14 protein-coding genes are annotated in these 13,762 nt (G+C 43.5%); 7 read left to right on the forward strand and 7 right to left on the reverse strand.

The window, feature by feature from the left end; all coding sequences use genetic code 11:
- Positions 1-28 precede the first annotated feature (28 nt).
- The 3 genes from JEY82_RS12585 (at position 29) to hemW (ending at position 2,760) form a co-directional block, all read left to right on the forward strand.
- Positions 29-583, forward strand: a complete 555-nt coding sequence (locus JEY82_RS12585) for an epoxyqueuosine reductase QueH (RefSeq protein ID WP_304085945.1) — start codon at positions 29-31, stop codon at positions 581-583.
- A 112-nt stretch (positions 584-695) separates the two neighbouring features.
- Positions 696-1,532: a universal stress protein gene (locus JEY82_RS12590; protein ID WP_304085947.1), complete on the forward strand. Its 837-nt coding sequence runs from the start codon at positions 696-698 to the stop codon at positions 1,530-1,532.
- A 31-nt stretch (positions 1,533-1,563) separates the two neighbouring features.
- Positions 1,564-2,760 (forward strand): radical SAM family heme chaperone HemW, encoded by a 1,197-nt coding sequence (gene hemW / locus JEY82_RS12595; protein WP_304085949.1) that lies wholly within the window; start codon positions 1,564-1,566, stop codon positions 2,758-2,760.
- A gap of 1 nt (position 2,761) precedes the next feature.
- Here the strand turns inward: hemW and rnhA are convergent, their stop codons facing one another.
- From rnhA to JEY82_RS12610, 3 genes are all read right to left on the reverse strand, one after another.
- Positions 2,762-3,226 carry a ribonuclease HI gene (gene rnhA / locus JEY82_RS12600; protein ID WP_304085951.1) on the reverse strand — a complete coding sequence of 155 codons (465 nt, stop codon included), beginning with the start codon at positions 3,224-3,226 and terminating at the stop codon, positions 2,762-2,764.
- 24 nt (positions 3,227-3,250) lie between these two features.
- Positions 3,251-3,823: a TPM domain-containing protein gene (locus JEY82_RS12605; RefSeq protein ID WP_304085953.1), complete on the reverse strand. Its 573-nt coding sequence runs from the start codon at positions 3,821-3,823 to the stop codon at positions 3,251-3,253.
- A gap of 107 nt (positions 3,824-3,930) precedes the next feature.
- The gene (locus JEY82_RS12610; RefSeq protein ID WP_304085955.1) at positions 3,931-5,298 is read right to left on the reverse strand and encodes a phosphomannomutase/phosphoglucomutase; all 1,368 of its coding nucleotides are present in this window, start codon (positions 5,296-5,298) and stop codon (positions 3,931-3,933) included.
- A gap of 265 nt (positions 5,299-5,563) precedes the next feature.
- Here JEY82_RS12610 and hflK point away from each other — a divergent pair, with 265 nt between their 5' ends.
- The 3 genes from hflK (at position 5,564) to glf (ending at position 8,776) form a co-directional block, all read left to right on the forward strand.
- Positions 5,564-6,640, forward strand: coding sequence for an FtsH protease activity modulator HflK (hflK, locus tag JEY82_RS12615; protein WP_304085957.1), 1,077 nt, complete (start codon positions 5,564-5,566; stop codon positions 6,638-6,640).
- Positions 6,640-7,497 (forward strand): protease modulator HflC, encoded by an 858-nt coding sequence (gene hflC, locus JEY82_RS12620; protein WP_304085958.1) that lies wholly within the window; start codon positions 6,640-6,642, stop codon positions 7,495-7,497. Before hflK ends, hflC begins: the two co-directional genes overlap by 1 nt.
- A 154-nt stretch (positions 7,498-7,651) precedes the next feature.
- Positions 7,652-8,776: a UDP-galactopyranose mutase gene (gene glf, locus JEY82_RS12625; protein ID WP_304085959.1), complete on the forward strand. Its 1,125-nt coding sequence runs from the start codon at positions 7,652-7,654 to the stop codon at positions 8,774-8,776.
- A gap of 119 nt (positions 8,777-8,895) precedes the next feature.
- Here glf and JEY82_RS12630 read toward each other — a convergent pair whose 3' ends face one another.
- The 4 genes from JEY82_RS12630 to JEY82_RS12645 all read right to left on the reverse strand — a co-directional run bounded on the left by JEY82_RS12630 (position 8,896) and on the right by JEY82_RS12645 (position 12,876).
- Positions 8,896-10,338 (reverse strand): HAD-IIB family hydrolase, encoded by a 1,443-nt coding sequence (locus tag JEY82_RS12630; protein WP_304085960.1) that lies wholly within the window; start codon positions 10,336-10,338, stop codon positions 8,896-8,898.
- A gap of 160 nt (positions 10,339-10,498) precedes the next feature.
- The gene (cmk, locus tag JEY82_RS12635) at positions 10,499-11,170 is read right to left on the reverse strand and encodes a (d)CMP kinase (RefSeq protein WP_304085961.1); all 672 of its coding nucleotides are present in this window, start codon (positions 11,168-11,170) and stop codon (positions 10,499-10,501) included.
- A complete protein-coding gene (hisC, locus tag JEY82_RS12640) occupies positions 11,170-12,264 on the reverse strand; it encodes a histidinol-phosphate transaminase (protein ID WP_304085963.1) in 1,095 nt (364 codons plus the stop codon). The genes cmk and hisC overlap by 1 nt, the downstream gene beginning before the upstream one ends.
- Positions 12,265-12,435: 171 nt before the next feature.
- Positions 12,436-12,876, reverse strand: a complete 441-nt coding sequence (locus JEY82_RS12645; RefSeq protein ID WP_304085965.1) for a universal stress protein — start codon at positions 12,874-12,876, stop codon at positions 12,436-12,438.
- 286 nt (positions 12,877-13,162) lie between these two features.
- Here JEY82_RS12645 and JEY82_RS12650 point away from each other — a divergent pair, with 286 nt between their 5' ends.
- Entirely contained in the window at positions 13,163-13,645 is a 483-nt protein-coding gene (locus tag JEY82_RS12650; protein ID WP_304085966.1) for a hypothetical protein, read from the forward strand.
- The last annotated feature ends 117 nt before the right edge of the window (positions 13,646-13,762 follow it).

Here is a 13,762-nt window from a genome sequence, read left to right on the forward strand (position 1 = left end):
TTTTAACCGAACTGCGGAGTTCTGCATAATGGCTTCCAAAAGAATATTGCTTCACGCTTGTTGCGGTCCTTGCTCAATTACAACGATTGAAATTTTACGAGAGCAGGGTTTTGAAGTGTCCGCTTTTTTTTACAATCCTAATATTCATCCACTTAAGGAATATGTCCGGCGCAGGGATACTTTTTTGGAAGTTGCTGATAAAATGGAACTTAAGGTTATCGGCAGCACTACAGAGTATGATTCCCAAAAGTGGTTTAGGAATGTATCCTTTCGTGAGGAAAATCGTTGTTTTCATTGTTATGCAGACAGGCTTGAACGTACGTTGTCTCTTGCAAAAAGAGGACGTTTTGATTTTTTTACAACGACTCTCCTTTACAGTAAATTTCAAAAACATGACCGCATTGCAGCGCTTGGCCGAGACATGGCAGGGGCTGGCAATTGCGAATTTTATTATTATGATTTTCGCGAAGGCTGGAAAGAGGGTATAGAGCGCTCTAAAGAATGGGATATTTATCGTCAGCAGTATTGTGGATGCCTTTTTAGTGAAAATGAACGTTATGCTAAGGATCTGAAAAATTCCTAATCAAATATTATGTTGAACTCTCGCTATTTATAAAGAGTTGTGGCAGTTTCTTAAGATATTGTGAAAGGACGAAAGCGCGACATTTAAAAACAAGGCAACAGGATGGATGAGCATGGAAAAGCATCTTCTGGTTTGTGTATGTGATGATGGAACCGTATCGTATTCAGTCAGATTTATAAGAGAATTTTTTAATTCTCCGTGTGATGTTCGTTTAACTCTTTTTCATGTAGCGCCTCACGGGGGCTCATGGGGTGTTCATAATTCTGCTCAAAAGGGTCGAAAATTACTTGAAAAAGTTAAAGATGATTTTATAGCCAACAGTTTTTGTAAAGAAAACAAGATCGATATAAAAAGCATCAGCTCCAGAGGGGGCGTTGCCAGAGAAATAGTTCAGGAAGGACATAAAGGAATGTACGACGCTGTTGTCTTCGGGCGGCAGGCTACATTTATGTTTGAAGAGTTATTTGATTACAGCGTTGCGCACAGAATGATATGGGAGGATATAACCTTCCCGTTGTGGTTCTGCAAATGTCCGCAGGAAATTCCTAAAAAGGATGTGTTGCTGTGTCTTGGTGACGGTGAACCTTCACAGAGAATTACGGATCATGTCGGGTATCTTCTTAGTGATGATTCGGTCCATGACATAACTCTTCTGCATGTGCAGAAGTCTAAAATGGCAAAAGCTGAAAATTCAAAAAAACTGTTTGCAGTTGCTCGCGAGCATCTTAAGGCCAACGGAATTGAAGACACCCGTATTACTGAGCGTGTAGTTGAAGAGACCAATGTGGCAAAGGCCATACTGACTGAAGCTGCAAAAGGTCATTATGCCGTGGTTGCTATAGGCCGAGATTTTCATGACAAAACAGCTAAAGAGAAGATACTCCCTGAATCTGTCAGTGTTAAACTTCTACGAAAACTTGAGGGTGCCACTCTTTGGATCAGCAAGTAATAGTCATTATATACGGAAGGGTAAAATTCTAATGTCTCTCATTCCTGCATTTTTTAACGCCCCTCTGCTGCAAGGCGATGGAAAAGAGGCGAAGAATCTTCTTGTTTATATTCATGTGCCGTTTTGCGTGCGCAAGTGTAATTATTGTGCGTTTCATTCGCAGATTTTTAATCAGGTAACTTTTGCATGGTACCTTAAAACGCTTCTGGCTGAGATTGAGCTTTGGGGACGCAGACTTAAAAACCCGAAAATAGGAACAATCTATTTAGGGGGCGGAACTCCAAGCCTTATCCCTCCTTTTCAGCTTGAGCTGATAATGGATGCGCTTCGTAAGCATTTCACTTTTGTCCGGGGGATGGAAATAACCATTGAGGTTAACCCCGATTCTGCCAATGATGAGTCTTATTTTAAGAACCTCCTTTCCATGGGATTCAATCGCTTGAGTATAGGGTTTCAAAGTCTTGATGACCGAAATCTTGTGGTGCTCGGCAGACCTCATTCTGCCAGACAGGCCGCAGAAACTTATTACATGGCGCGCAAAGCAGGTTTCGGCAACATCAGCATAGATCTCATGTGGGGCTTACCCCGGCAGAAAATGAAAGACTGGAACAACGAGCTTAAGGCTGTAGTAAAGCTTAAGCCTGAACATATTTCGTCTTATGGGCTTAGTATTGAGCCTAATACTGTTTTCGGGAATAACAGGGAATCAGTTGAGCCGGAGCTTCCGCCGGACAGTGAACAGGCTCGTATGTTTATATACGGAGCGGAATTTCTTGAAGGAATGGGATATATTCAATACGAAATATCAAATTTCGCGAGGATGGGTTTCACTTCCCGTCACAATCAGGGCTATTGGGACAGGCTGGATTATCTGGGGCTTGGGCCTTCTGCCGTATCCACGATAGGTAATCGCAGATTTACCAATCCAATTTATATGGATGAATATGATGCCGCTGTGCGCGGCGGATTTCTCGGTGAAGATTTTGAAGAAATTACAGATGTGATAAAAGCTCAGGAACTGGTAATGCTGAGTCTGAGAACTACACGCGGCCTTAAGCTCTCAGACTACAAGGATATGACTGGCAGAGATTTGATGAAAGAGAAGAATTCGATCATAACCGCGTTGCATCAAAACGGACTTGTCCGCATAAGTGCTGGCTTCCTAAGACTTACGAAGAACGGAATGCTGGTCTCCAACTCTATATTGCAGTCTCTTGCGTTTGATTAGCCTATTCTTCCTCGTCCTGAATCAAATCTAATGAACCGGCGGCGTTGCGTGCAAGGTCGTCACAGCGTTCATTTTCCGGATCGCCGGAATGGCCTTTGACCCAGCGGAAAGTAACGTTGTGTTTTTCCATTAATGGAATGAACTGCTGCCAGAGATCCTTATTTTTCACAGGTTTCTTGGCCGCTGTTTTCCAGCCGTTTTTAAGCCAGTTATCCAGCCATTTTTTTGTGAAAGCATTTTTTACATACTGTGAATCTGTATAAAGTATGACGTCGCATGGCTCTTTAAGTTCTGTGAGGGCTGCAATCACAGCGCGCATTTCCATACGGTTGTTGGTCGTATGTTTGTAGCCTTGGGATAGTTCATTGCGGTGTTCATTGAAAAGTAGAACCGCGCCATATCCACCCCGACCAGGGTTTCCGAGACAGGAACCGTCGGTGTATATGGTAATTTTCTTATTTGACATCAAAAAACCTTATTAATTAAGTAGTTATTCTTTTACTGGAGAGGATTCAGGGTCGTGCAAATCTCTGTTGTAATCTTTCTGTTGCTGAGTAGCTTGAGGCTGAGAACTGTCCACGCTGATTAATTTTTCCCAAATCATGGCAAGAGCTGTTTGCAACGCCACAGGCCACTTATCGTTTTTGAAGTTGCCTGTAAAATGATTATGCTTAAGGTCATTAATAAAATTTGCACCCAGCGCGTGACGCACGAGTCCTGGAAAATAAAAAACAACCTGTTCGTATTCTGGAGAAAGTCCTATAAAAAGTTCTTTAGAGTCAGGTGTTATTTCGGGAATTTTACCTGTCATGATATGCACTTTTGTCGTTACTCCGAATTCAGAGCGCATACTTCTTATAAATCCATTTATAAAATCCCGGTCAGTTTTGCTTAATGTTTTGGTTTGATCCCAAATGGAGTTTCTTCCTTGAAGTTTTTCAAGGGTGCGTTCATTATTTTGCCAGAAAGCCCAGCCTACGATTATAAAAATTACAATCATTCCGAGTAGTCTCAGAACTTTTTCTTTGCGTGAGTTGCCTTTGGGGACTATATTTAGAGCCATTTGGTATCCCTTTTCGATAGTTGATAAATTGCTTCTGCACCATGTTTAATAAAACTGTATGCACGTATAATAGCAAGTATTAACTGTGCTGTAAAAGTCAGCACGAACTAAGAACTGAGTTCATCTGTCAAACGGGTTAAAAGCGATTCAACTATAGTTCTGATTTGTGTCAGACGTTCAGGTGAAGAAGCTTCAAAGCGTAGAGTTAATGCCGCTTGTGTGTTGGATGCTCTGATAAGCGCCCAGCCATCTTCGAAAAGAATCCTTGCTCCGTCTATGTCAATAACTTCGTATTCTGTTTTAAATTGAGTGGTTGCCAGTTCGACAAGTTCAAATTTAATCTTTTCGGGACAGTCAATGCGCAGTTCCGGTGTGAAAAAGGTTTCAGGCCAGTCTTCAAGCATCTTCGAAAGTGGTTTTTCTTCCTGTGAAAGAATTTCAATTAACCGCAATGCTGCGTATAAACCGTCATCAAACCCGTAGAAACGATCGGCAAAGAATATATGCCCGCTCATTTCTCCGCCGAGTCCCGCGCCGGTTTCAGCCATTTTAGCTTTCATAATTGAATGGCCTGTTTTCGCCATGAGAGGTTTACCCCCATGCTTGCTGATATCTTCGAACAGCAAGTGACTGCATTTGACATCCGCAACGACCATTTCTCCGGGGTTTTTGCTCAGCATGTCCCTTGCGTAGATGGCGAGAAGACGATCTCCAGGCATCAGTTTACCAGTCTCATCAACGGCTCCTATCCGGTCGGCATCACCGTCAAGGCCGATCCCGGCTTCTGCTCCATGTTCTACAACGGCTTTCAGCAGATCGCCCATGTAAGCTTCAACCACAGGGTCGGGATGATGGTTGGGGAAGTCTCCGTCAGGCTCACAGTATAAGGGAATGACTTCTGCTCCAGCTTGCCTGAGCAGCTCAAGTGCAATGTGTCCTCCCGCGCCGTTGCCACCGTCCAGCACGACTTTTACAGGTCGTTTCAGTTTTATACCTGAAAGCAGATCTTCGATGTAATATGGAATGATATTATGAAATGATCCCATTCCGGTCCCGTCAATAAAATCATTATTTTCCATAAGCTCATAAATATCTTGAATGTCCCCGCTGTGGATGGTTGTATCCTCTCCCCATATCTTGAAGCCGTTAAATTCAGGAGGATTGTGGCTGGCGGTGATCATTACTCCGGCTTTGTAGTTCAGTTTTTTTGCCGCAAAATAGAAAGCCGGACTTGGCACCATATCCAGAAAAAGGACATCAACTCCCGACATGTTGAGTCCGCGTATAATAGCCGTCTGGTAGCCGGGAGAACTGTGCCTGCAATCATGCCCGATAACAGCGCGGTCCCATCCTTTGCGTCTGAACCATGTTCCGCATGCGCGTCCAAGATTCTCGACCCATTCTTCGTCAAAATCAACGTCTACAACTCCGCGTATATCGTATGCTCTGAAAATTTCTTTGTTAATGGCTTTCATGTATTGAAGTCTCCAAAAAGATATGAATTGTTGATTTTGCTTAGTAGACAGTATTCGTAATGTTAATACAGGTAAAAACATTAATCGCTAATATGTCAACTGTGACCTGTTTTTAGGGTAGTTGGCTGTATTATTTGTATGTTCCGTCAAAAGTTGTGATTATAAGGGCTCTTCAAAGAAATTGTTACTGCTGTTTTTTGATAATCTTACCGCCTAATGTCCGATCTTCCTTGACCTGCTCCATTGTGTCGCATATCAAAATAACATGAACTGGGACTGGGATAAACTATCGGAACAACGGCAGAGGAACACTGGCTCTAAAACGCCGGGTGTGGATGAAATAAATTCCACGATCAAAAAATTTCGCGGAACCGGATTGCCGGGCGGAAAGTATGTCATAATCGGAATTATTGTGCTTTGGTTTCTTTCAGGAGTCTACATTGTAGAACCTGATGAAGTTGGAGTGGTAACCCGGTTTGGTAAATACGTTGCCACCACTAACCCCGGACCGCACTACCACCTACCGGTTCCTATTGAATCGGTAATGAAACCGCAGGTCACACGCATCAGGCGTGTGGAAGTCGGTTTCCGTTCCTTTGGATCTTCCCGCTCATTCACACAGGGGCAGTCCCGGAACGTTCCCGAAGAATCTCTGATGCTGACAGGTGATGAAAACATCGTTGATGTTCAATTCATCGTTCAATATCAGATTAAAGATCCTGTTGAGTACCTTTTCAAGGTAACCAATCAGGATAAGACTCTTCAGGACGCAGCCGAAGCAGCCATGCGTGAAATTATCGGTAAGACCAAAATTGAATTGGCACTTACTACTGGTAAGTTACAGATTCAGACTGAAACCAGAGCTTTATTGCAGTCCATTGTGGATTCGTATGAGCTTGGTGTGAATGTGCTTGCTGTGCAGTTGCAGAATGTGCATCCGCCGGCTGAAGTCGTTGAGGCCTTTAAAGACGTTGCAAGTGCTCGTGAAGATAAAAGCCGTTACATCAACGAAGCTGAAGCATATCGTAATGATATTCTGCCGAAAGCTCGTGGGCAGGCCGCTGTTATCCTGAACAAAGCTGAAGCGTACAAGGAAACTAAAGTACGTAAAGCAGAAGGTCAGGCTAAGAGATTTATGGCTGTTTATCGCGAATACACAAAAGCTAAAGACGTTACTGTTAAACGTTTGTATCTGGAAACCATGGAAAACATCCTTTCCAATCCTGATGTGACCAAGGTTATTCTTTCAGATAGTGCTGCTAAAAGAGCGTTGCCGTTTCTGTCTTTGGACGGAGGGTCGTTCCCCGTTAAATCTGTAACTAATAAGAAGGGGGTAAAGTAATGAGTTTACTTAAAAAAAGCTCCGCACCCCTGGCAATATTACTTATATTTTTAGTTTTGGGAGTTGCGCAAAGTGCCTTTATTGTAAAGCAGACTGAGAAAGCAATCGTATTGCAGCTTGGTAAGCCTAAGGCCGGACCTCTCGGACCGGGACTTCATTTTAAACTCCCGTTCGTTCAGAACGTGATTTATTTTGATTCACGCTTGCTTGAGTATGATGCTCGTCCTGCTGAAATTCTGACTAAAGATAAGAAGAACATGGTTGTGGATAACTACTCCAAGTGGCGCATTACTGACCCCTTGCAGTTTTATCGCACAGTTACTTCTATTCCCCGTGCTCAGGCTCGTCTTGATGATATCATCTATGCTGAGCTTCGAGTCGCTCTTGGTGGATATACCTTGATTGAGATTATTTCCAGTGACCGTACTTCTATTATGACAGAGGTTACTCAGAAATCTAATGAACTGGTTTCAGCTTACGGTATCGAAATCAATGATGTACGTATTAAACGTACTGATCTGCCTCCTGAGAACGCCCGTGCTATTTACGGACGTATGAGGGCGGAACGAGAACGTATGGCGAAGCAGTACCGTTCTCAGGGTAGTGAAGCATCAGCCCGCATCACTGCGCAAGCTGATAAAGAAAGAGCAATCACTCTGGCTGACGCCAACCTCAAAGCAGAAATTCTTCGAGGTGAGGGTGATGGAATCGCTACTAAGACATACGCTGACAGTTTCGGAAAGGCTCCTGAATTCTACGAATTCAAGAAGTCTCTGGAAGCATATGAAAAAGGGTTCAAGGACAACACACGGATCATCCTTTCACAGGATAATCCATTCTTGAAATACATGAAGTAGTTTAGATTATTATAAATAATGTGGGGGGAGTTATAAAAGGCTCCTCCCATATTTAACTGCTCAAAATGTTGATTGCTTCGTAAAGTGATAATCAGTGGTTTCTCTAAGAAAATATGTTTCTTGAGAAACCTTTTTTTATATGGGAGTCCGAATTATGTCGCATAAGTACGTGGTAGTCGGAGCAGGGATAACTGGTTCAGTCATAGCGCGGCGCATTGCAGAAGAGTGTGGAGAGAAGGTACTTGTTATCGACAGTCGCAACCACATCGGAGGCAATTGCTATAGTCGTTTTGATCCTGATACCGGGACTGAAGTTCATAGCTACGGAACTCATATTTTTCATACTTCCGAGCGTAGAGTTTGGGATTATCTGAACCGCTTCACGGAATTCAACAGCTATCGACATAAAGTTCTGACTACCTATAAAAATCGCACTTACCATATGCCTGTAAATTTGCAGACGATTAATTCTTTTTTTAATCTGAGTTTACGGCCGCATGAAGTTGCCGGATTCATTCAGAAGCAAAGCGAAAAAGAGAACATCACCGATCCTCAGAATTTAGAAGAAAAGGCCATCAGCCTTATCGGTCGTGATCTTTATGAAGCCTTTGTCAAAGGGTATACGCTTAAGCAATGGGAATGTGATCCGCGTGAACTTTCCGCCGATATTATCAGTCGATTGCCGTTTCGTCATACTTATGAATGTGATTATTTCACCTGTCGCTATCAGGGATTGCCGTATCAAGGGTATGGCAGGATGTTTGAGAATATGCTGGATCATGAGTTGATCACTGTTCAGCTTGAAACAGATTTTTTTGATATTCGTAATGAGTTACCGGAAGATTGTACGGTTTACTATTCCGGTCCTGTTGATCGTTTTTTTGATTACTGTCACGGGGAGCTGACTTGGCGTTCACTGAGATTTGAATATGAGACAGAAGATGTGGAAGATTATCAGGGAACATCGGTTATGAATTATGCCGATATTGATGTGCCCTATACCCGCATTCATGAATATCAGCACCTCCATCCGGAAAGAGAAAACAAGAGCGGTAAAACCGTCATTTCGCGCGAGTTCTCCATGAAGTGGAAGCAGAGGGAAGAACCGTATTACCCAGTCAACACCGCAGAGGACCGCAAGGTATTGGAATTGTATCAGGCAGAAGCTCAAAAATTACCGAAGGTGCATTTTACCGGAAGGCTCGGACAGTATAAATATTACGACATGGATAAGGCCGTGCTGGCGGCTCTTGATATCGAACTAAAAACCCTCTCCTGAAATATTTCAGGAGAGGGTTTTTTAATTGTAAATTAAGCCTTGTATTACGGGGTCTGGTAACAATTATTTTTATTAAATAAACGAACTCATTTTTTCTGGTTCGTCAGTGTTGCTGTTTACTAATATTGAGCCAGCCATTTACTAGGAATTTCCCAGCTTCCATCTTTTGCTGAGTCAACAAGAGCATCCAGCAGTTGTGCAACTCCGTTGTCGATGCAGGAAGGAATATGCAGGTCGGCGGCTGGGAGGACGTCTTCAGTTGCGTTGGCAACAGCTGCGCTAAGCCCCGTAACGCCGAACATGGTAAGATCGTTTTCACTGTCGCCGATTGAGATACTGTTCAAATCAGACCAGCCGGCTTCATTCATAATATGCATGGCTGCGGCATGTTTCCCATGCGCTTGGGGGCATATTTCTAGAAACCCATCAGCAGTACGCACACAGGCAAGTCCTTGCTTGGCGGCAAGATCTCGAACGAAAGCGCATCGTTTTCTATCATTTTTATGGGAGAAGGTAAGAACTTTGAATATTCCGCCTTTGTCCGGAGTTGTGCCCGGTTGTGGAAGAATTTCTCCGACAAACTTGTAAGAGTCGATTTCAGCCTCAGTTAATGGCGATCTGGTCCAGATGCCACCAGCAACATAGGTTGCGTAGTGGATTCCTTCTGCAATAAGAATGTCTTCAATAGCTTTGTAATTTTCGACCGTGGGGCCGTAAGAAGTAAGGTGATCATCTTTAATGATCATCGAGCCGTTTACCCCTGAATGCGGGCCTTCCATGCCTGATTCACGTAGAAAATCGCGGATGCTGATAAGATGCTTACCGGTAATAAGGGACATTTTGCCACCTGCTTCAACATATCTGCACAATGCCTCGGTTGTGGCTGTGTTGATCGTTTGGCCCGGATATATGAGCGTGCTGTCAATATCGCAGAAAATCCATGGCAGGGACGTTTGTTGTTGGTTGGAGATAGCTTTAACATAAGCTGCCTGCGTTGCCCGTGCTTTCGGAAGAGTCCACTTGGCTGTTTCCTGAGCGTACTTACTGGCTCCGGGTCTTTTTTTAAACTCACTTATTCTTTGTCCGAAAGAAAAAGATTGTCCCACTGGCGAAGTTCGGAAATCACAATAGCTGACACCTTTCAGTGTGTGGTTGTTTTCAGAAGGATCAGGGAAATTTTTATATATATTTTCAATTTCAGGGTAGAAGTAGATATCTCGTTGTGTGCTGGAGTGCCATAAAACCGCTTCTATGACTTCTTCTTGCGCTCCGACATGTGCAAGGAAGGCTGCACCGTCTAAAGGGTGAAATCCGGTCTGTCCCAGCTTTTCAGAGTAGCCGATGTCATGGAAAAGCGCTGCAGTAATCAACTTGTCAGCTTGTTTTTTGTTTAATCCTGTTTGTCTGGCGATTCTTTCAGCTGTTCGGGCAGCTTGTTTCATATGAGCAAAGCGTGTCGAGTTTGCGGGGAAAAATGAACCGACAAGATCTTCTGTTAGAGGCTGGTTTACTATATTTGAAATATTTGGAAACAGTTCTTTTAATTTGCAGGAAAGGTTCAAGGAATTCTCCGATTGATTATTCTTAAAGGTAGGTTGAAAGTTCAGCTAAATGAGTAATGGCGCGTCCGTCAAAGTCAAGTTCTGTTGCTGTTACAAAAGAATCAGGCCGCTTGAATATAGTGATTCAAGCGGCCTGATATATTGAGTTTGTAAAATATAATTAAGCTGATATTTTTTTAACTTCCGCGACAAGTTTTTTAAAAACTCCGTCGATATCAAGCTTTGTTGTATCAACAATGATAGCATCATCCGCGGCTTTCAAAGGAGCTTCTTTGCGGTTGCGGTCTTGATCGTCTCTTGCGCCGATTTGTTCAACCAGTTCGGTGAGATTTGCAGGTTTGCCCATTTCTTCAAGCTGAGAAAAACGTCTGCGGGCGCGTTCTTCTAAGTCCGCATCAAGGAAGAATTTACAGGGAGCTTGCGGGAAAATAACCGAGCCCATATCTCTGCCTTCTGCAATAAGAGAGGTAGTATTTCCAATCTCGCGCTGTGCTATTTTCTGGAAAGCTCGGACGGCTGGAATCTTCGCAACGTTAGAGGCCCACATGCCCACTGTTTCTGTGCGAATGTCGTTTGTTAACGCCGTTCCGTTAAGGCTGAGCACAGAGTTGCTTCCCGAACCGGACAGAGTGAACAAAAAGGATTTAAGAGCTGTCTCAATTTTAGAGCTGTCCCAGTCCCATGAACCTTCGCCCAGTTTCCAAGCGGTTGCTCTGAACATTGCGCCGGTATCCAGATAGGCAATCTCAAAATGATCTGCGAGACGTTTAGCAAGTGTGGATTTACCTACACCGGCAGGTCCGTCGATAGTTATGATGAAAGGGACCGCCATTACAGAAGCTCCTTGAGGTTTTGTAAGAATATTTTATTTTCACGATCCGTACCCATATTCACACGAATATACTCGCCGAGGCCGAAGCTTTTAAGCGGGCGCACAATAAGACCGCGTTTTAGAAGTTCTTCAAAAACTTCTCCGGCATCGCGTGTGGGTTTGAACATAATAAAGTTTGATTGCGAAGGCAGAACTTCACATCCCATAGCTTTAATTTCGTCTGTGAAGAGCTTTCTGCCGCGCAGAACAACGTCAAGAGTTTCATTATAGAACGCGTCGTCACCGAGAGCTGCAATAGCTGCTTCCTCTGCAAGGAGGCTGACGGTGAAAGGAGCACGTGCGCGGTTGATGTAACCGGCAAGCTCTGTACTCATTATGCCGAATCCGACTCGCATTCCAGCCAACCCGAAGGCTTTAGAGAATGTTCTGAGCAGGACTATATTCGGAAATTCATTTAACAGCGGACGCATGTCATATTCTTCCGCAGGGGTTGCGAAATCAATGTATGCCTCGTCTATGGCAAGGATCGTCTGTTCGGGAATAGTCATGGCCATTTCGCGGACTTCTTTTGCCGTGACTGCAAGCCCCGTCGGGTTGTCAGGAGTCGTTACAAAAATTATGGCTGTTTTATCTGTAACCGCAGCAGCCATCGCTTTAAGAGGTTGTTTGTGACCTGCTTCGCGGGGAATCTGTCTGAAATTTATACCGCAAAGACGAGACATAAGGCTGTACATGCTGAAACAAGATTCATAGGTCAGCACTTCGTCACGGCCGGGTTCAGCTTTAACTCTAATCAGCAGGTCGATAACTTCGTCAGAACCGTTTCCGCATATGATGTTTTCTTCAGCAAATCCGAACCGCTTTGCAACAGCTTTGTTCAGGCGGGGGTTGCCGTTATGCGGATAACGAAAAATATTCGGGGCATGACGTGTTATTGCTTTTTGAGCGAGTGGTGAGGCTCCGAGCGGATTTTCATTGCTCGCGAGTTTAATAACATTATCCAGACCGTACTTCTCTTTGATCTCTTCGATGGTAAGTCCAGGAGCGTAGGGTTTGGTCTCCATCACGTCAGGGCGGACTTTGATAGGGGACATGCTGATATCCTTTTTCTTTTGATTATTAATACGGGGCGAAGTTCTCTAGTAGTTTGGAACATGTTTTTTGTCAAAAAAAAGCCCTCTTATCCGTTTGGATAAGAGGGCCGCTTGCAGGTTTATGCCTTGATAGTTGTCGGTATCGTATCGGCTTTAACTTTAAACGACTAGTTATTCAGGTCTGACGGTAAGCACAGGGCATTTTGCAGCTTTAACGACCTTTTCTGCAACGGAACCGAATAGAATACGATCAATTCCTCTTCTGCCGTGGGTTCCCATGATAATCATGTCGACTTCTTCAGCTTTAGCGAGAGTTAAAATTTCTTCAGCTGCGTAACCGGTCATTACCTTTCCATCAACCTTTGCATCTTTAAAGTTTTCTTTTATGAAGGTTTCCATGGTTGTGTCTGCTCCGGTAACAATCTCGCCGACAAAGTTTTCAATGGAACTTGGCGGAACATGGAATCCTACATATTGATCCAGCGAAGGAGCAACATATAGGCAAATAATTTTAGATCCCATAGTCTTGGCAAGAGTGTTTGCATAATCAGCTACTACCGGGCTGTGTTCCGAAAAGTCCACTGCGCAGAGTATCTTTTTGATGGTAATCATAAATATCCCTCCGGATTATTTAGTTGTGCAAATGAGTTAACTATATGGAAAAATCTTTCTTTAATTAAATATTAACTGATTATTCATGATATGGACAAGCTTTTTCTTATGTTTTATCATTGTTTCAGAGAAAAACAGATTTAGTTCCGATTATTTTATGATCTAGGAAATAATTTCCGGTCTTTATTTGTATAAAAGGTCATTAATTCAGCTGGTTGTCTAAAGTCTAGACTTTGGCATGATGATTGCAAAATTAGTGTGAAACCAAAGGCTGAGGAGTAAAAAGATGAAGATTCGTCCTGATCAGATTGAGGCTTTGCAGCAACATCAGCAGCAAGCTAATAAGACTAAGAAGGTAAACGGGACGGCATTTGGGGAAGTTTTGAATCAAGAAGCCCAGCAAGTAGAGGGGCAACAGACTTCAAATCTTCCTCCGGTTCCGGGTCTTCAGTCCATTAATCCCCTTCTTCAAATGCAGCAGGTCGCATCCGTGCAGGCTGCAACACTGAATGAAGGCGAGTTTGTCGGCAAGATTGAAAATCTTTTCGGAGAGCTGGAAAACTATGCCAAGCATCTCGGTTCCCCTGATTCTGGTGGGCTGAAGAATGCTTACAAGACTCTTGAAGGTGTTCAAGGTGGTGTTGAATCCCTTAAGAAGGATTGGCCGGGCGTAGCCAGTGAGAATCCTGAATTGAGCAGTATTGTTAACGAACTCGAAGTAATGGCGATGACCGAACAAATCAAATTTAACCGCGGAGATTACGTTTAGTCGAGCTTTGACTGAACACCGGAGAACTTGACAGTTCTTTGAGCGTCTCCGTAAGCGTGATTAAAATCACGCAAAAAACCGAATATCCAGATGGGTGTTCGGTTTTTTTATGTAAAA

This window comes from Maridesulfovibrio ferrireducens (genome assembly GCF_016342405.1).
In the GTDB taxonomy this organism is placed as follows: Bacteria; Desulfobacterota; Desulfovibrionia; order Desulfovibrionales; family Desulfovibrionaceae; genus Maridesulfovibrio; species Maridesulfovibrio ferrireducens_A.